General features: G+C 35.0%; 12 protein-coding genes and 4 pseudogenes. 15 read left to right on the plus strand and 1 reads right to left on the minus strand.

The features are described 5' to 3' along the window. The 4 genes and pseudogenes from WQ54_RS34230 to WQ54_RS07250 all read left to right on the plus strand — a co-directional run. Positions 1 to 220, plus strand: a pseudogene (locus WQ54_RS34230) (IS21 family transposase); the annotation flags it as partial. Continuing rightward, complete coding sequence (istB, locus tag WQ54_RS07240) at positions 213 to 965, plus strand: IS21-like element helper ATPase IstB (protein WP_046514187.1); 753 nt, start codon at positions 213 to 215, stop codon at positions 963 to 965. The pseudogene WQ54_RS34230 and the gene istB, both read left to right, overlap by 8 nt. 651 nt (positions 966 to 1616) lie before the next feature. Further along, positions 1617 to 3414 (plus strand): annotated as a pseudogene (gene ltrA / locus WQ54_RS07245) (group II intron reverse transcriptase/maturase). Positions 3415 to 3731: 317 nt separating this feature from the next. Beyond that, positions 3732 to 4190 carry a DUF523 domain-containing protein gene (locus tag WQ54_RS07250; protein ID WP_046514190.1) on the plus strand — a complete coding sequence of 153 codons (459 nt, stop codon included), beginning with the start codon at positions 3732 to 3734 and terminating at the stop codon, positions 4188 to 4190. 251 nt (positions 4191 to 4441) lie between these two features. Here the strand turns inward: WQ54_RS07250 and WQ54_RS34600 are convergent, their stop codons facing one another. Beyond that, the gene (locus tag WQ54_RS34600) at positions 4442 to 4585 is read right to left on the minus strand and encodes a hypothetical protein (protein WP_231597466.1); all 144 of its coding nucleotides are present in this window, start codon (positions 4583 to 4585) and stop codon (positions 4442 to 4444) included. A 715-nt stretch (positions 4586 to 5300) separates the two neighbouring features. Here WQ54_RS34600 and WQ54_RS31790 point away from each other — a divergent pair. The 11 genes and pseudogenes from WQ54_RS31790 (at position 5301) to WQ54_RS07300 (ending at position 19691) form a co-directional block, all read left to right on the plus strand. Continuing rightward, on the plus strand, positions 5301 to 8225 hold the full coding sequence (locus WQ54_RS31790) for a PAS domain S-box protein (RefSeq protein WP_052737695.1): 2925 nt from the start codon (positions 5301 to 5303) through the stop codon (positions 8223 to 8225). A gap of 32 nt (positions 8226 to 8257) precedes the next feature. Beyond that, the gene (locus tag WQ54_RS35600) at positions 8258 to 8440 is read left to right on the plus strand and encodes a hypothetical protein (protein ID WP_197089560.1); all 183 of its coding nucleotides are present in this window, start codon (positions 8258 to 8260) and stop codon (positions 8438 to 8440) included. An 89-nt stretch (positions 8441 to 8529) separates the two neighbouring features. Beyond that, a pseudogene (locus WQ54_RS32475) lies at positions 8530 to 8789 on the plus strand (CPCC family cysteine-rich protein). Positions 8790 to 9871: 1082 nt separating this feature from the next. Beyond that, positions 9872 to 11191 (plus strand): maltose ABC transporter substrate-binding protein, encoded by a 1320-nt coding sequence (locus tag WQ54_RS07265; RefSeq protein ID WP_046514193.1) that lies wholly within the window; start codon positions 9872 to 9874, stop codon positions 11189 to 11191. A gap of 100 nt (positions 11192 to 11291) precedes the next feature. Then, entirely contained in the window at positions 11292 to 12689 is a 1398-nt protein-coding gene (locus WQ54_RS07270) for a carbohydrate ABC transporter permease (RefSeq protein ID WP_084821870.1), read from the plus strand. Then, positions 12689 to 13525 (plus strand): sugar ABC transporter permease, encoded by an 837-nt coding sequence (locus WQ54_RS07275; RefSeq protein WP_046514507.1) that lies wholly within the window; start codon positions 12689 to 12691, stop codon positions 13523 to 13525. Before WQ54_RS07270 ends, WQ54_RS07275 begins: the two co-directional genes overlap by 1 nt. 136 nt (positions 13526 to 13661) lie before the next feature. Next, positions 13662 to 14633, plus strand: a complete 972-nt coding sequence (locus WQ54_RS07280; RefSeq protein ID WP_046514195.1) for a LacI family DNA-binding transcriptional regulator — start codon at positions 13662 to 13664, stop codon at positions 14631 to 14633. A gap of 107 nt (positions 14634 to 14740) precedes the next feature. Next, positions 14741 to 15454: pseudogene (locus WQ54_RS35425) on the plus strand (sugar ABC transporter substrate-binding protein). A 347-nt stretch (positions 15455 to 15801) separates the two neighbouring features. Continuing rightward, a complete protein-coding gene (locus WQ54_RS31795) occupies positions 15802 to 16710 on the plus strand; it encodes a lyase family protein (protein ID WP_052737696.1) in 909 nt (302 codons plus the stop codon). Between the two features lie 50 nt (positions 16711 to 16760). Then, a complete protein-coding gene (locus WQ54_RS31800; RefSeq protein WP_156177789.1) occupies positions 16761 to 17207 on the plus strand; it encodes a hypothetical protein in 447 nt (148 codons plus the stop codon). Between the two features lie 111 nt (positions 17208 to 17318). Further along, the gene (locus tag WQ54_RS07300; RefSeq protein ID WP_046514203.1) at positions 17319 to 19691 is read left to right on the plus strand and encodes a glycoside hydrolase family 31 protein; all 2373 of its coding nucleotides are present in this window, start codon (positions 17319 to 17321) and stop codon (positions 19689 to 19691) included. Positions 19692 to 19847 lie beyond the last annotated feature (156 nt).

A 19847-nucleotide genomic window follows, 5' to 3' on the forward strand; every position in this document is an offset into this window, starting at 1 on the left:
TCAAGGGAAGACTGTTGGCTTACAAGCATATGATGATCAACTATTCATTTATTATAACACGGAGTTAATTGTCCAACACCAAATTAGTCAATTAAAAATCAATTACAAGGATGAGCACTACAAAGCTGAGCTCAGCAGAGCTCTTCCATACTATCCTGATATTGATCATCTGGCAAAGAAAAATTTAGAGACAATTGGAGATGTGTATAAAAATGAATAACACCTATCAACAGTTAGTACGAAATTTAGAATATTTAAAGTTAAAGCAAATGATCCAGCATCTAAGTGAAACCATCGATTTTAGTGTTGGAAATCAAGTATCTTTTGTAGAAACACTTGTAAAACTCACAAATTATGAAATTGATGTTCGAGAGAAAAATATGATTCATTCAATGGTAAAAGTGGGGGCATTTCCCCACTTAAAAGAACTAAACCAATTTGACTTTGAATTTCAGCCGTCGATTAATAAACAACAAATTCTTGATTTTATCACTTTACGATTTATTGAGAGAAAGGAAAATATTATATTTTTAGGCCCTAGTGGTGTGGGGAAAACTCATTTAGCCACTGCTATCGGCATAGCAGCTGCTAAAAAGAGAACCAGCACTTATTTTATTAAGTGCCATGATTTACTCCAGCAGTTAAAGAGAGCTAAAATTGAAAATCGTTTAGAAGCAAGATTAAAGCATTATACCAAATATAAACTGCTTATTATTGATGAAATTGGCTATTTACCTATTGATCCAGAAGATGCGAAATTGTTCTTTCAACTCATTGATCTAAGGTATGAAAAGAGAAGTACAATTCTAACAACTAATATCAATTTCAAGTCATGGGATGAAGTCTTTCAAGATTCTAAACTGGCCAATGCGATTTTAGACCGGGTTTTACATCACGCAACAGTAGTAAGTATTGTTGGAGAATCTTACCGAATCAAAGATCATCTTGCGAAAGAAAATGAGTAGAATTTGTACATACTTAAACGATCAAAAGTGTACATACTTAGGTTGACATTTATACTGAAACTATCTCACCAATACTCCTGCATGCGTCATAGTAGACAGAACTATGGGGTGTGAAGCCAGGTAGATTCGGCAGAACAATGCTAACCCTCCTTCTCTCAAGTAGGTATTCTACGGATATGCCGCGTGGCTGAAAAACTAGATATGGTGAGAATATCTAATAGAAAAGAACTGACGAACTTCCGAAGGTACGGGTCTAAAGTTAGAACATAAGGAAACTTATGGCTCATCTAGCGATGAGGTGAGTGGTGTGGAGTAAAAATCTACCCTATGAAATACACTATATCGGACTACGGCGATATCCAGCTCACAGGCTTAGAGGAAGCACCTATGTTTAGAATAGATAGCTATATTGTAAGGAACTTGGAAAGCAAGAAACGTTGAATTAATGGCTGTCACCACAACGGTTGCTATAAGGCGCAAGCCGAAAAGTATTTATTCTTGTGAGGGTAGGGGCATGACTGATGAACATCTTGTAATGAGATATGAGGAACAGCCCCAAGTCTAACAATACACAACGATTATTTTTCAAAAGTGAGTTGCACCGATCGGGTAAGAATGTGGGAACATCACCTCAAAGAGGAGGATGCCACAGTGCAAGCGATAAGGTATTGGGATTACTACGACATGACAGAGACTTTTTCAGACTTATATACTAAATCGTCTAAACAGGAATCATTCCATCATTTATACGATATTATTACTTCTCGAAAAAACATCTTGTTGGCATATCGAACCCTTAAATCAAACAAAGGTTCAAAGACTCCAGGAACCGACAAGAAAACCATCGACGATGTGAAGAAACTTTCAGAGGACCAAATAGTTAAGGAAATCCAAACTAGGTTGAGAAACTACCGACCTAAAAAGGTAAGACGAAAGCTAATTGAAAAAGAGAATGGAAAATGGAGACCGCTAGGTATTCCTTGTATCATGGATAGGCTAATACAACAATGCTTCAGACAAGTGCTTGAACCAATAATGGAAGCTAGATTTTACAAACATAGTTATGGATTTAGACCTCTTCGGTCAACTCATCATGCGATGGCAAGAGTACAATTTCTGATAAATCAAGCCTCTCTTCATTACGTAGTGGATATGGATATTAAAGGATTCTTTGATAATATCAACCACTCACTACTAATTAAGCAATTATGGAATATAGGTGTCAAAGACCGTAGGGTCTTAGCCTGTATTTCCAAAATGTTAAAGGCGGAAATCGATGGGGAAGGTAGACCTTCAAAGGGTGCACCACAAGGCGGACTGTTATCTCCATTACTTTCAAACATCGTACTCAATGATTTAGACCAATGGGTAGGTGAATCAATGGGAATTCTTTCCCCTCAATAAACCATACAAAACGCGTGAAGGGGAAAGGTACGTGAAAAAGCGAACCAATCTCAAAGAAGGGTACCTCGTCCGCTACGCGGACGACTTTAAGATTCTCTGTCGAGATTGGAAAACAGCGCAAAAGTGGTATCATGCCGTAAGGTCATATCTTAAAGAACGTCTGAAACTAGACATCTCCCCAGAGAAATCACAGATAATTAATCTGAGAAAAAGGGAATCTGAGTTTCTTGGTTTCACCATCCGTGCAAACATTAAAGGAAAGAAGCCAGTAGCACATACTGGCATTAAAACAAGTAAAAGCCGAAAAATTAAAGCTGATATCAAGAGATATGTACAAAAAATCAAAACATCTCCAACTGCTCAAAATGCACTTCTTTTTAATAGCTTTGTTTTAGGAATCCATAACTATTTCAGTCGAGCAACACACGTCAACATTGAGTTCTCACGTCTTGCTTACGATGTACGCACGTTTATCTATAACTGTCTAAAGTCTGTTGGGAAATATGAACACCCTCTAAACCCACCACCAGCTTATAAAAACTTTTATAAATCGGGTTATAGAACGTTTAAAGTAGCGAATGTATACCTCTTTCCAATTGCTGATGTAAAAACTAAAAATGCAATGAACTTTAGCCAGTACATGTCACCATTTACAATTGAAGGCAGAGAACATATACATAAACAACTACGAGTAGACATACAGTTTCAAATTTCACTTTTAATGAAGTCAACCATTCCAACACGAAGTGTTGAATACATGGATAATCGAATTAGTCGATACAGTATGAAGATGGGACAATGTGAAATCACAGGTATCTTTCTCCAAGCAAGTGACGTACATTGTCATCATTACATCCCTCTCCATCTTGGCGGAGACGACTCTTTCAATAACCTTAGAATTATCCATAGAGATATACATATGGCGATTCATCAAACAGACAAACAAGCAATTAAATCACGTTTAATGGATTTTGCGAATGACAAATCGGTTATAAATAAACTAAACAAGTACCGTGAAAAATGCGGTTTGGAAACCATCAAGTAATCCAAATCTTGAAGTAACATGGAACTTATAATCTAGTAAGTAATGTTAAATGGAACGCGGAATGATAGGAAACTATCACGTTCCGTGTGGCGCAGGGGAAAAGCTGGAGATTACTTCAAATGCTTACCTATTGCAACCATTAGTGAAAGAGGGAAATAAATGATTTTATGATATAGAGCATATTTTAGTTATTCCATAATAGGGTGCAATCCTTGAATAAAAGGGATAGTGCTCTTTTACTTTTAAAGGGTAAAATAATGAATAAGAAGTGATATTAAGGGGCCAACATAAGGTGCAATTTAAGTGAGGTGATACTAATGATACTAGTAAGTTCTTGTTTAGCAGGATTAAAGGTAAGATATAACAGTACACATTGTTTAGATCATAAGATCAGTCAACTATTACAAGAGAATAAAGTTATACCTATATGCCCGGAATTGCTAGGGGGTTTTTCGACCCCTAGAGAACCTGCTGAAATTATCGGTGGTAACGGGGAAGATGTATTGGATGGGAAAGCTAAAGTTGTTGAAAAAACAGGTAGGGACGTTACGGAACAATATATAAAAGGAGCTTATACAACATTAAAAACGGCTATAGAGCTTGGAGCAACAATAGTTGTTCTTAAAGAATATAGTCCATCCTGTGGTAGTTCAATGATTTATAATGGTGAATTTAAAGGAAAAAAAATTGTTGGAAACGGAGTTACAACTGCTTTACTTAAAAGAAATGGATTACAAGTAATTTCAGAAGAACAGTTCTTTGATCTTCAATTATAGGGCCCGTTTATTGAGCAACGCGTCTTTTTGTATAGGGTCATTTAATTGGATAAAACGCAGATTAAATTGGAAGGTAAATGGAAAGGTACGAAGAATATTTACCATAATGAAGGCTATAAAGGAAACAAAAAAGACAGTAAGGTTTAAATTAACTACTGTCTGCTTAATCTTTCTATTTCTGATTCTACTTTGAAAACTCTCTTATTTAAAACTTCAGTTTTATCGTCAACATGGTCAACGATTTTTTCTGTTTAAACACCTAAACTATCAATTAGGTTTTTTTGCAGTCTTTCTTGGCCCTCTTCTAGTCTTTTTTGTCTCTGTTTTAGCTCATTTATATCTGTACGCATTTCTTTTATTTCATTAAGTATTTGTTTTAAAGTTTCTTCTATCATTATTTTCTCCTTTTCCAGAATTCATTCTAATTATAATATCGATTTGTGTGTGAATGAATCTAAAAATAGGATGAACTTTTTAGAGGTTTTGTACTATTCATAAAAGGTTTAATTAATTATCTAAAAAGTCATATTCTCCTTAGCGTGGTGAAATATAAAATGGGTCAATTTTGTCCTTAATGGTGTTCTGAAGAATATTATCCCCTTTTATGGAGATTTTTTTCATCAAATGTTCGAAAGGTAGTTGAAAGCACAAGATTAAAGTAGAAAAATAGATGAAGATCTTATAGAACATAATAAAAACTGAATATTGGAACTATTCACAATACATAAAATTTGTTATTATTTTTACCAATAAGACTCCCTTACTAATATTTAGCAATGCGAATTAGAAGTTAAATTAGTCCTAATATCCTAAGGATGAAGTCTATAAATAAAAATAATAAGTTCAAAGTTGTTTTCATTATCTGGCTGTTCTTGAGGGCCCGCCAACATTTTAGCGTAAACCCACGTAAAAAAAGTTAACTCATTCGTATAGTATAGGAAATATTATTTATAAATTTTAACATTCTGAAATTGGACTCAGTCCTCCCAAAATAACCAAAGGATTTTTATTTGTATTTTAAATATACAGAATATGCAGAATATTCCATTTCGAGAAATTTCGATGTAAAAAGAATCTGCAACTACAATTATATCTTTGGAGGGATAGCTATTGAATAACCTAATAGCTCTGGACCAGTATTCTTGCCCGAAAGTAGAAAAGCTAAAGCTTGAACATGAATGGGAAAAGTTTATTTCTGATTATAATTCAACTCCGATAATCCGCCCTATAATGTATGAATCATGGCAGCGTAGCTTGGAGCAAGGAATTAGTCCACTTCAAAGTAAGACTTCCATTAACCTCAGTGAAGAAGAAGTTAAGGAATATGTGTCAAGTAATCCTCTTTTTCGTACGATAAAACCAGTACTAACGAAATTAAAAGATATGTATATGGATTCCGGCTATTTGACAGCGTTTTGTAATTCTTCTGGTGATGTTGTTTATTTAGACGGAGATTTGTCTTTAATGCTCAAGGCTGAGGATATGAATTTTGTCCACGGCTCATCTTGGGCAGAACATAACGCAGGTACGAATGCCATTGGAACAGCAATTGTCACCGGTTCTCCGATTCAAGTGTTTGCTGGAGAACACTTTTGTCAAGAGTTACAAAAGTGGACATGTACAGCTTATCCTATCTGTGATCCGGCATCCCAAAAAATTTTGGGAGTCATTAACATGGCAGGGCTATGGATCGTCAACCATCCTCATGTTTTATCAGTAGTCACTTCATCGGGACAAGAAGTAAATGGGATGCTGCGCAAGCAGATAAAGTGGGAACGGTATAAGCTGCTAGAATATTACCAAAGCAAAAGTATTTCTTGGCAGTCAAAGACCTATTTAGCCGTATTAGATCGAGGAGGGAAGGTGATGAAAGCATCGCCTTTATTATATGAACAAGGGTTGATTGATTCGAACCATTCCTTGGTGGGCACACCTTCTCTATCGTTATCATTAACGTCAAAGACATATTGGGAATTTGAACATCCAAAAGGAATTTGGTGTTTTGAGCTAATCCCTTATATCTACGGAGGAATGCCTATTGGTGCCGTTGTTCATGTTATTCCTCCATCTATATCTAGTTTTAGGGACATATCCATTGCCTCAATATCTTCCTCCCCTACTGTTAAAGATGGAAGGCTTCCATTTTTAACAAGTAAACATGGATTAACCAGGAGGGCTATAATCCATAATCATAATGACAAGAAACAAGTTGTAGAGAAAAAATCGATTAAAATACCCGATTCTTATAAATCTCTTTTTGATCACAATCCTGATGGTATGTATTCTTGTGATTTACAGGGGAATTTATTAGATGCGAATCCGGCTTTGGAAAGAATAGTTGGATATAGGGTTGAGGAACTTCGAAAGATAGCACTTGAATCACTAGTTCTCCCAGAATATCTAGAAGAAAAATTGAAAAAATTAGAAAAAATAATGAATGGAAAGCCGCAAGAATATGAGGTGGCGATTAAGCACAAAAATGGATACCGAGTAGATTTAAAAGTAAAAAATTTCCCAATTATCATAGACAATGACATTGTAGGAGTTCATGGAATTGTAAAAGATATTACCAAAAATAAGCAAATGGAAGAAGATCTGCAATCGACCAAACAACAATTAGACTTATTTCTTAAAAATACAGTAGATTCTATTATTATTTCTGACTTAAAACATAACGTCATAAAAGTGAATAAAGCGTTTGAAGAAGTATTTGGTTGGACGGAACAAGAAATAATAGGAAGAAAAAAACCTATTATCCCAAACTTTTTAGTTGAAAAGTATACTGAAACCCTTCAAAAAATATTGAGTAACAGGCATGTAATGTCGTTTGAAACGATTAGGCAACGAAAAGATGGAAGTTTCATTGATGTAAGTAGCTTCGTCTCCCCAATTGTAAATGCGAAGGGCAATGTGACAGCTTTTGTATCCATCTTAAGGGATATTACGGAACAAAAACGAATGGAAGAAGCATTGAAAGAAAGCGAAATGAAATACCGTGTTCTTTTTGAACAAATACCTGATGCGGTATTCTTGGTAGAAATGAATGAAGATGGAACTCCATCTCGATACATTGAAGTAAACCCAGTTGGATGTGAAAGATTGGGGTACAGCAGGGAAGAACTTCTCTCGGTACCTTTTACCGATATTGTTTCTCAAGATTCAACAATATACCGGAAAATCATGGGGGGAATTGGAGAAGGAAAACGCTCTTTCACTATACAAAACGAATCAGTTTTTAGAACAGGAAAAAAAATGAATGTTGAGCTTAGTCTCCAAGTTTTTAACTTAAGCGGGAAGGAGGTTTTCCTAGCTATCTCTCGAGATATCACGGAACGGTTAAAAACAGAAGAATTATTACGAAAATCGGAGAAGCTTGCTGTTGTAGGACATTTAGCTACTGCTATCGCCCATGAAGTTAACAATCCTCTAACCGCAATGAAAGGTTTTATTCAATTACTTAAATCAACCGAAAATGAGAACAACCAGCAGTATATAGATGTGGTGTTAACAGAAATTGATCGAATAGAAGGCATTACAAATGAATTTATGGCGGCAGCCAAGCCACAGGCAGTAAAGGTTCAACCTAATGATATGTATATGTTAATTAAACAGGTTACACACTTATTCCAATCTCAAATGATTAACAACGTTCAAATTAGAACTGAGTTTGAATTGGGCATCCCTTTAATCCTATTTGAACGGAACCAATTAAAACAAGTATTTATCAATATTTTGAAAAATGCCATTGAATCGATGCCGCTGGGAGGAGAAGTTTTAATTCAAGTCAAAAAATCTGATGATCGCCATGTATGCATTAGCATAATAGATCAAGGGTGCGGGATCCCAAAAGAACGTATGCCATATCTTGGGGAACCTTTTTATAGTATTAAAGAAGAAGGAATCGGCCTAGGATTAATGATTTGTTACAAAATTATTGAAGCGTATGGAGGAGAAATATGTATAGAAAGTGAAGTGGGTAAAGGAACGATAGTTAATGTCATTCTTCCTATATATCCTTTTAAATATAGTTTTTAATCGATTCAGCAAGGTGACGCGGGGAAATTATCTTGTTCAAGTCGAGTAATCTACTAGATTGGACCCTTCATGCTTTCATTTATCAAGCAAAATTTGAAGAAAATACTCTTTTAGAAAGCCCAGATTTATTTCGTCTAGGCAATAAGGATGTATTACTCTTCTCAATCATGCCTTTACTGCTTTTTTACTGTCAATGTAAAATGGATACCATATAAAGTCACCTATTGGGAGCTTATCTTTAAAATGGATTAAGTGGCTTTTGGAGTAAGAGGTCATAAGATTATTAATTTGGAGCGAATATTAAATGAAGAAGTACACTTGTCCTTGTTGTGGTTATAAGACTCTTGCTAAGATAGTTATGAAATATGTAAAGTTTGCTATTGGGAAGATGATTCCGTACAGAATGAAGACCCCGACTTTGAAGGCGGAGCTAATGAAGTATTTCTGAGACAAGCACAAAGGAATTTCAAAATTTATGGAGCAAGTGAAAAAAGGTTTAAAGACAATGTTGAAGACCCATTCCTAAGAGGGTACGAAAAAGATGAGGATTTCAAACCTCTCTAAGTATTTTTCAGGGGATTACCACTAGTAATTAAATCTTTATTCTTATTAATGGGTAGCAAGAACATTATTAATTATTATCTTGAAATAAAGTCTTTAATGAAAAGGGCGCAATCCTTGAATAAAAGGGATAGTGCTCTTTTACTTTTGGGCCAGATTATTGAATAAAGTTTTTTAGCTTAAAAACGTCTTAAATCTCTGATAATATGGTGTTGAGACGTTTTTTTATTAGAGAATGAACGAAAGATAAGTGTTATTAACACGTATAGAGGGATGGAACCTAAGATAACTTATCTCTTTCTTCAGCAAACGGGCCATTTGTGGAAAAAGTATTAAAACTAATGATTTAATGTTTCGACGAATAATAGGGTGTATTGATATATGGCTTAAAAATATAGAAATGCTTGAAAAGATAATTGACAAATAAAATAGAAAAGTATACGATGTATATATCAGTTGTGAGCGCTTTCCTGAAAATAGTTTTAATAACACTAGTAATCTTAAAGTTTTGTAAATTTATAATAAATATATAAGATGTCAATTTTATTTAGAAGACATTTATGTATAATATCGAAAAAGGTGTATATATACGGTAGTATTTTCAAAAATTTGAAGAGAACGCAAACGTTTGCTAAGGTGAGATCAAAATCTTTTTTTGAAGAGAACGCAAACGTTTGCTAAGGTGAGATCAAAATCTTTTTTTGAAGAGAACGCAAACGTTTGCTAAGGTGAGATCAAAATCTTTTTTTGGAGAGAACGCAAATGTTTGCTAAGGTGAGATCAAAATCTTTTTTTTGGAGAGAACGCAAACGTTTGCTAAGGTGAGATCAAAATCTTTTTTTTGGAGAGAACGCAAATGTTTGCTAAGGTGAGATCAAAATCTATTTTTGAAGAGAACGCAAACGTTTGCTAAGAGAAAATAAAATATTGTTTTTGAAAAGAAAACACAAAGCGTATGCTATACCTCCTTAGAATTCAACGATTTTATTAAACAGTAAGTAAGGCTCAATTGTTTATTTGGGTAATCGCAAGAGTACTTAAATAAACATTGACATAAATTCAAAAAATACTAAAGGGTGGGAAATATGTTAAAAAAGCTTATTAATCTTTCTATAGTTGCATTGTTAACTTTCGTATTAGCAGCATGCAATAAGCCAGGACAAACTCAATCAACTAGTAAAGGTAAAGAATCTGGTAGTGAAGGTAAAGAGGTTATTACAGAAGAAATTGAACCAGAAGAGGGTGCTGAACTTGTAGTATGGGGTAACGGAAATGCCGAAGGTGAATGGATGAAATCAGTAGCTGAACAATTTACCGCAAAATATGATGTTCCCGTTAAATTTGAGGAAGTAGGACACGGAGATGCAGTAGGGAAGTTACAAACAGATGGGCCAGCAGGTTTAGGTGGTGATGTATTTATTGGTCCACATGATCGCCTGGGGGAAATGCTTTCATCGGGTCTAATATATGAAAATCCCTTTGTCGATGAATATAAAGAACGATTAGTAGATGGAGTAGCTGAGGCAGTATCTTATAAAGAAGAAAATGAAATTAAGTTGTACGGGTATCCTCTTGCAACTGAAACACTTGCAATGGCTTACAATAAAGATTTATTGGATAAAATGGGATTTAAACCGGCGGAAACATGGGACGAGTTAATTGAACAATCTAGGGAATTTATGAATCAAAACCCTGGAACTTATGGTTTTATGCTTGAACCTGGCAATTTATATGCTCTTTACTCTCTAATTGGTGGCTATGGAGGATATATTTTTGGAGATAATAATACAAATCCTAATGACATTGGGCTTAACAAGGAACCTTCTTTGAAAGCTGCTGCATTATTAGAAAAAATTCGTGATGAAATTGTTCCACTTAAAAAAGAGGATCTTACTGCCGATGTCATTAGCTCTTATTTTAATGAAGGTAAACAATTGTATACCATTGAGGGTCCTTGGGGTGTACAAGGTCGCCTTGATGCAGGTATCAATTTAGGTATTATGCCAATGCCAAAGCTTGATAATGGTGAAGTACCTACAACATTCTTAGGGGTTAAAGCTCTTTATGTAAATTCTTATAGTAAATATCCACAAGCAGCTGCATTGTTTGCGAAGTTTGCTACAAGTGATGAAATGTTATTAATACATTTTGAACAAACTGGTGATCTTCCTGTAACTAAAGCACTGCTTGAAAATGAAAAATTTAAATCTGATCAATTAAAAGTTGGTTTCATGGAACAAGTTAAATATGCAATTCCAATGCCTAATATTACAGAAATGGGATCTGTATGGGATGGTATTAATGCAGCATTTACAGCAATTTGGAACAATGATGCAGAACCTCAAGAAGCATTTGATAAGGGTGTTCAACTAGTTGAGGAGGCAATTAATTCTCAAACGAAATAGTTAGGGATGTATGGATGACACAAGTGTAGCTATTGTTCAAATGACTATAAATGAGTGGCTGACTCTTAGTGTCATCCTTAATAAAAATGGAGGTGTTTAAATGGGACTTGCTATCAAGGTTAAGAATGAAAAAGTTGATAAAGGTTACGGTTCTCCAAAAAAAGGATATAAACCACCTACTTCTTCATCCAATACTTCTTTAACTAACCCAAGAATAGCTGCTCTTTTATCGTTTATTTTTATGGGAATAGGTCAATTATATAACCGCCAATATTTTAAAGGGGTAAGTTTTTTATTACTAGAATTATATCTATTAATCTTTTGGACGGTACCATTTCAATGGGCAATGTGGGGATTAACAACATTAGGTGATACGCCACAGAAAAGAGACGGATTTACAATTGTTCAAGGTGACCATTCTATATTTTTGATGGTTGAGGGAATACTATTCTTGATTTCATTCCTTCTATTTCTCTGGTTTTATTACTTGAATATACGTGATGCATATAAAGTTGCAAATAAGAAAGAAAAAGGAATTAAACCAAATAGTGCTAAACAAATGTTTGTGAATATTTGGGAAAACGGCTTTCCGTATATTTTACTAACACCATCTGTGATGTTTACATCTTTCTTAACGATATTTCCACTACTATTTGGTATTTTAATAGCTTTTACTAACTATTCTGCACCAAATCACCTACCACCTAAGCATTTAGTAGATTGGGTAGGATTTGATACATTTTTACAGCTCTTTCAAATGAAAGCATGGAGCGCTACCTTTTATGGAGTGTTCTCATGGACAGTTATATGGGCTATTTTATCTACAATTACAACGTTTTTTTTAGGACTGATTTTCGCGGTATTAATTAATCAAAAGGGTATAAAATTCAAGAAGTTTTGGAGAAGTGTATTTATTTTACCTTGGGCAATACCTCAGTTTGTTTCGATTTTAATCATGAGAAATATCTTTAATGGACAATTCGGCCCGATAAATAGGTATTTAACAGACCTAGGATTAAATACAATTCCATGGTTATCTGACCCATTTATGGCTAAAATTACATTAGTAATTGTGAATATGTGGTTTGGCTTTCCATTTTGGATGGTATTAATGAGTGGAGTATTAACGAGTATTGACAAGGAAATGTACGAAGCAGCTGATGTAGATGGTGCTTCTTCATTACAGAAGTTCCGTAAAATAACATTTCCATTAATCATGTTTGCTACAGCGCCACTTGCAATCATGTCTTTTGCAGGAAACTTTAATAACTTTAATATTATTTACCTAATGACAGAGGGTGGACCGACCAATATTAATTATAGTTATGCAGGTTCAACAGATATTTTAATAAGTTGGATATATAAATTAACGTTGGATAATAGCCAGTTTGCTGTGGCTTCCGTTGTCTCTATTTTAATTTTTGTCGTTATTGCTTTCTTCTCTGTTTGGAACTTTAGAAAGACAAGAGCCTTTAAAGAGGAGGATATGATGTCATGATGAGTGCAAGTTTAAAAAATAAAATGGGCAGTGCAATTACTTATCTAATTTTAGTTATGACCACAATTGTTGTATTATATCCTGTTTTTTGGGTTGTTACAGGGTCTATGAATCCAGGAGACTCATTGTTCTCAACCAAACTAATACCCAAGTCATTATCATTTAAACATTATGTGTATTTGTTTCAAGAAACTGACTATTTATTATGGTATAAAAATACGTTAAAAATTGCATTTTGGAATATGATTTTCTCTACATTTTTAGTAGTAACTGCTGCTTACGCATTTTCACGCTTCCGGTTCCCAGGTAGAAAGCAAGGACTTATGGGAATGCTTATATTACAAATGTTCCCTGGATTCATGGGAATGATAGCAATCTATATTTTATTGTTACAGTTGAATTTATTAGATAATCATTGGGGCTTAATTTTAGTTTATGCTGGTGGATCAATACCATTTGGTGCATGGTTAGTGAAAGGATACTTTGATGGTTTACCAAGAAGTCTTGAAGAAGCTGCAAAAATCGATGGAGCAAATCATATTCAAATCTTTTATAAAATTATGATGCCACTTTCTAGACCAATGTTAGTATTTATTGCAGTAAACAATTTTATCGGGCCATGGATGGACTTTATCTTTGCTCGCTTAGTATTAAGATCCCAAGAAAACAAAACGCTAGCTATTGGTTTGTTTGAGATGGTAACAGGACGTACAAATACCGAATTTACCACTTTTGCTGCAGGTGCTGTTTTAGTTGCGATACCTATTACGATCCTATTCTTCCTATTTCAGAATCAAATGGTTGAAGGCTTAAAGGCTGGAGCAAATAAAGGATAACATTAGTTTTTTTGTCATAATAATGATTGGACGGGATTTAAACAACAATATATATTATATTTAAATTAACTAGCTTTAAAAGTTTTAAGGGTAGATAGAGTTTTAAAAAAATGTTTATTTATGAGGTTGGATAAATATGGCGGTAACTATTAAAGATGTGGCAAAAAAAGCAAATGTGTCTTACTCGACAGTTTCTCGTATTTTAAATAACTTACCAGGCTATTCGGAAGAAACAAAAAGGAAAGTAGAAAAAGTAATCGAAGAACTTGGATATCAGCCTAATGAGATAGCACGAGGTTTAATTAATCGGAAAACAAAAACAATTGGCGTGCTTGTTCCTGGTGTATCGGATTTATTTGTAAGTGAAATTTTAGATGGGATTGAGGAGCAGGCACGTAAGTCGGGTTATAGTGTAATGATTTGTAAAACAAAATATCGTACTAAAGATTATTTACAAACTCTTTATGAAAAACGTGTGGACGGAATCATTATGATTAGTGGATCGATTGATCAAGAGTCATATAAAGAGATTGAAATTAAGGATGTTCCAGTTGTAATTGTTGCAGGTAAATCAAAATATCCAAAGATTCCATATATAAATATAAACGAATATCAAGCTTCATATGATGCTGTAAAATATTTAGTAGAAAAAGGCCATTCCCATATAGGGATGATTGCAGGGACAAAAAACGATGACAGAGAAAAAGGGTTTAAGGATGCGTTAAATGACAATGGAATAAACGTTTCTAATCACATGATAACCTATGGAAACTATCATTTTGATAGCGGTGTTAGAGCAATGGAAGAATTAATAATTAATTATCCTTCCATTACCGGGGTTTTTTGTGCAAGTGATGAAATGGCTGTTGGTGCATTATCATGTTTATATAAACAGGGAATAAAAGTTCCAGAACAGATATCAATCATTGGTTTTGATAATACCGCAACGGCAAAAAAAGCAATTCCACCACTGACAACAGTAGCCCAACCTTTATACGAAATGGGGGAATCTGCAGTTAAGTTATTAATAGATCCTTCTTTAAAAGAAAACAAGAATTATCCTTATTTTATTGCGGAAAGGGATACGGTACATTCTTTTAATGAATAAGACTTAATTAGAATCTTAAATTCTTATAAAAGATGACTACAATGGACAATAAGTTGAAGGGAAAATTACTATGTCTTCTTTTACTTTTTGCTATTTCTACTATCTCAATGTGGTTAATATTTAAAATAAGTGGAGAGGAAAAACCTAAAGTTTTTGTGGTTTTAAAAGACCTAGACTCACAGTATTGGAATATTATAAAAGCGGGTGCAGAAAAGGGCTTTCGAGATTTTGAATTAGACGGAAAAGTAGTCGCACCTAGTTATAAATCAAAAAAAGATGTACAGGAATATATGTTAGAAAATATTTTCAATGAAAATCCAGATGTATTAATTGTTGCTCCAGAGGAAGCATCTTTACCTATATTAGATAAATATGCTGAAAAAAATATTCCTGTACTGTTTGTAGATACAGATTACTCTTGGAATAATAAAACAATTTTTATAGGTACAAATAATTATGAATTAGGTATAAAAGGAGGAATGTTAGGTTCGGAGTTATAGCCTGGTGATAAAGTGGCTTTTCCTATGAGTTTCGGTGAAATAAATCATCCAGTTTTAGGCGAACGTATAAAAGGAGCTAAAATTAGTTTAGAAGCTATAGGCATCAAAGTTGTAACAGAAACAGCAAAACAAAATGAACCTGACCAAGTTAAAAAAGCAATGAAATTGATTCTGAAGAATCATCCAGATGTTAAAGGTGCATATACAACAACTGATATTAATGCACTTAATGTTATAGTGATACTCGAGGAACAAGGTTATAAAATACCAGTTATTGGTGCTGATGGAATAACTGAATTGATTAAGTTAGTAGAAGAGTGAAAGATATCAGGAACAGTAGCTCAAAATCCTTATGATATGGGGTATTTAGGTGCTAAAACTGCAAAAGATATAGTAAATGGAAAAAAAGTTAATAATGCCATAGATACTGATGTAGATATCATTTTAAAAGGTAACAGTAATCTCAGATTAACTTTCATTAAAAGGATATTAAAGTAAACTATTTTTAAACTCAACCCAAAATATTATTCATCCTATTTTAGTTGATTATTTGGATTTGAAGTTTACGCAAACGTTTGCGTTAAAATAATTATTTCTTCCTAAAGTAACACACTATCCGGACGGGCAGTAAAGTTCAATTATAATTTCACATATTGGGGGGGAACACATTGAGGAATAACTTTGGGAGCCTTGAAATAACAACAGAGTATAAGCAAGTTCAACCAAGATTTAAGGATTTAAAAAGGGAGTTGAGCTTACGTGAAATTTTCTCTCCTCATTCACGTCTCCAACGATATTTGGATGTAGAAGCAGCCTTGGCATTAACACAGGCTGAACTTGGGTTAATTCCCAAAGCAGCTGGCGACAAAATTGCAATGGCGGCAAAAATTGAATTAATAGATGAAAAACGCTTGGATAGTGAACAGTCTATTACTGGTCATTTTTTGATGACACTAGTCTCAGAGTTGTCTCGAGTTGTCGGTGAGCCTGAAGGAGGATATGTTCATTGGGGGGCAACGACGCAAAATATTGAGCAAACCGGCGATGTTCTTGGCATTCGATCTGCTACACGTATTTTATCAAATCAGCTTTGCGACGTAATAGAAGCTCTGGCTGTTTTATGTGAAAAGTATGCTGATACTCTAATGGCAGGACGTACTCATTGGCAGCAAGCTGTACCTATTACTCTCGGTTTTAAAGTTGCTACTTGGACGGATGTAATGATACGACATTTAGAACGTTTTGAGCAGATTAAGCCACGCCTTTTTACCTCTATGACTGGGGGAGCAGCTGGTACTTTTGCCAGCTTGGGCAATATAGGACCAACTGTACAAGAAGGCGTTGCTCGAAGGTTAGGGTTAACTCCGATGAATGTACCTGCAAGAAATATTGTTGACCACTTTGCAGAGTATGTGATGCTGCTAGGAATGATTTCAGCCACATTAACTTCGATTGCAGAAGAAGTCTCACGTTTAATGTCCGTTGAATTTGGAGAAGTCAGCGAAAGCTTACCTGAAGGAGACATTGGCAGTTCAACAATGCCACAAAAAAGAAACGCTAAAAGTGCGGTGAGGTAGTTATCAAATCTGCTCAAATCAGAGCCTTGGTCCCTATCGCACTTGAGGCTATGATTCAGTCACATGAAGTTGATGGCACTCGATCGGCGATGATGAAGGATGCAGTAGAGAAGAGCTCGGTTTTAGCAAACGATATACTTAATGCTATTCATAAAGTGCTCACTGGTTTAGAAGTTTATCCTGAACGTATGAAAAGTAACTTAGAGCTTACTGGTGGTCTCATTAATGCCGAGGCAGTTATGATGAAACTTGCTAATATGATTGGTCGCCAAGTCGCTCATGAAGTGGTACATGATGCGGCACATCAAGTGGGGCAAAATGGATCTAAGATAACATTTTTTGACGTACTTTCTAAAGATCCTCGCGTTGTAGAACACCTTAGTTCAACCGAGATAAAAATGTTCCTCGACCCATCAACTTATAATGGTTTAAGTGCCGAGATTGCTCGAAAGGTTAGTTCTCGTGCCTATGCAGTAGCTAACGTTAATCGATGTTAATGGATTGAAAGCTGGTGCGAATAAAGAGTTATATCTTAAGGTTAGTAGAAGAAATAGAGATTAGAAAGTGCTCTGTTTCTTATTTAACATATATTTTTAGGAGGAAAGACAATGCAAGATACAAGCTTTGCGATACACCCAGGAAATAAAAAGTCGATAGTGGGTGTTCCATACCATGATATAGGGGATTTGAATCATTTTACACAGTTAGATCATACATTTTCATTTGTATGTGAACAAGGGTTTGTAAATATCATCTTCTACCGGGAAGAAATTGCAAGGGTGGTGATGAACCCATTTTCACCACCGACAATGGAAAGTAGCTTTGCACTTGTGGCGGAGCCAGAAAATGTAGACATTGTTGTTGTTGAATCTGAACAAATGATTGTACTTAATTCTTCGAAATTATCAATCAACATTTCTCGTAGTCCATTCCGTATAGCTGTCTATGATAAAGACAAAAATCTCCTTGTTCAAGAGACGAATCGTGGAATGGGCTATAACGAGAAAAAAGAAGTGATTTGTTATAAAGACATGGAAAAGGATGATCATTTTTATGGGTTCGGTGAAAAAACAAGCTTTTTAGATAAGCGTGGCGAGAAAATGACGATGTGGAATAGTGATGTCTATGCTCCACATAATCCAGAAACTAATGCGCTTTATGAGTCGATTCCATTTTTTATGACGATGCGTGGTGGAAATGCTCATGGAATATTCTTTGATAATACGTTTAAAACAGTGTTTGATATGAAGTCTGAAACAGAAGTATATTCGTTTTCTGCTGGGGGTGGGGAGCTTGATTACTTTGTGATGGCAGGTCCATCTCCCAAGGATGTGTTAACACAATATACGACACTAACTGGTCGAATGCAAATTCCTCCAAAATGGGCATTAGGATATCATCAATCTAGATATAGCTATGAAACAGAAGCTGAAGTTCGTGAGCTTGTTCAGACTTTCATAGATAAGGAGATTCCTGTCGATGCAATATATTTAGACATCCATTATATGGATGGATATCGTGTATTTACATTTGATCGTGACCGTTTTCCAAATCCGGATAAATTAATTAAGGATTTGATAGAGGCTGGAATTCATGTTGTCCCAATTGTTGACCCGGGAGTAAAAGAGGACCCAGAATATTCGATTTACCAAGAAGGAATTTATGATGACCATTTTTGTAAATATATAGATGGGGAAATTTATCACGGAGATGTTTGGCCAGGAAATAGTGCATTTCCTGACTTTACGAATAGTGAGGTTAGAAAATGGTGGGGAGAAAAGCACAAGTTTTATACTGATTTAGGAATTGAAGGAATCTGGAATGATATGAATGAGCCAGCCGTTTTTAATAAAACAAAAACGATGGATGTAAAGGTTATGCATAACCAGGATGGGAAGTTTAAAACACATCGAGAAATGCATAATCTATATGGATTTTATATGGGTGAAGCGACCTATAACGGTATGAAAAAGCTAATAAACGGAAAACGTCCATTTTTATTAACTCGCGCTGGTTATGCAGGTGTACAACGTTATGGAGCTGTTTGGACAGGTGATAATCGAAGCTTCTGGGAGCACCTGCAAATGGCCATTCCGATGTGTATGAATCTTGGAATATCTGGAGTACCATTAACAGGACCTGATGTAGGTGGCTTTGCACATGATACAACAGGTGAGTTATTAGCGCGATGGACTCAGTTTGGTGCATTTACCCCGTATTTCCGAAATCATAGTGCGATTGATGTGGTACGCCAAGAGCCATGGTCTTTTGGTGAAGAAATCGAGTCGATTGTAAAAAAATATATCCAGCTACGTTACGTATGGATGCCACACATATATACATTGTTCCATGAAGCAAGTCAAACAGGGGTACCAGTAATGCGCCCATTATTAATGGAATACCCTGAGGATGTTCACACAGTTAATTTATCAGATCAATTTTTAATCGGGAAGAATGTCCTTGTTGCACCTATTACGAAACCGTCTACATTCCATCGAGTCGTCTATCTTCCTGAAGGCAAATGGGTGAATTATTGGACAGGTGAGGTAAAAGAAGGTAGTCAGCATATTTTAGTAGAGGCCGATCTTGAAACATTACCTATTTTTATTAAGGCAGGATCGTTTGTAGCACAGGGTTCTGTAAAGCAATCTACTGAACAACCAGAGGATGATTTGCAAATTCATCTATATCCTGCTACCGAGGGTGAAGCGAACTATGTTTTATATGAAGATGACGGAAAAACGTTCTCCTATGAGCAGGGTGACTATTTAGAGAAGCATATTCGCTGTGAATTTAAAGAGGACAAAATTAAGTTTACAATTAAGAATCAAGGAAATTACCAACCAGAGTGGAAAGATTGGACATTAATGATTCATGGAATCGATCAAGAGAAGGTAATTATGGTTAATGGTAAATTGATTTCATCTGGAAGTCATATCAATAAGGTTGAGAATACGTTAAGTATAAAGCTAGAGGTATAGAAATAAGAATAAGCGGAATCTACGAGGAGGATTTCGCTTATTTTAATAGATAGTAGGTTTATATTTCACCGAGCTCGATAACAACGAGTTTGTAGTAGATAATAAATTGAGTCTAGTATTTGTTTAAGAAAGGTAAAATTATTGAACTATAGTTAT

This window comes from Bacillus sp. SA1-12, assembly GCF_000981385.1.
Taxonomy (GTDB): domain Bacteria; phylum Bacillota; class Bacilli; order Bacillales; family Bacillaceae; genus Metabacillus.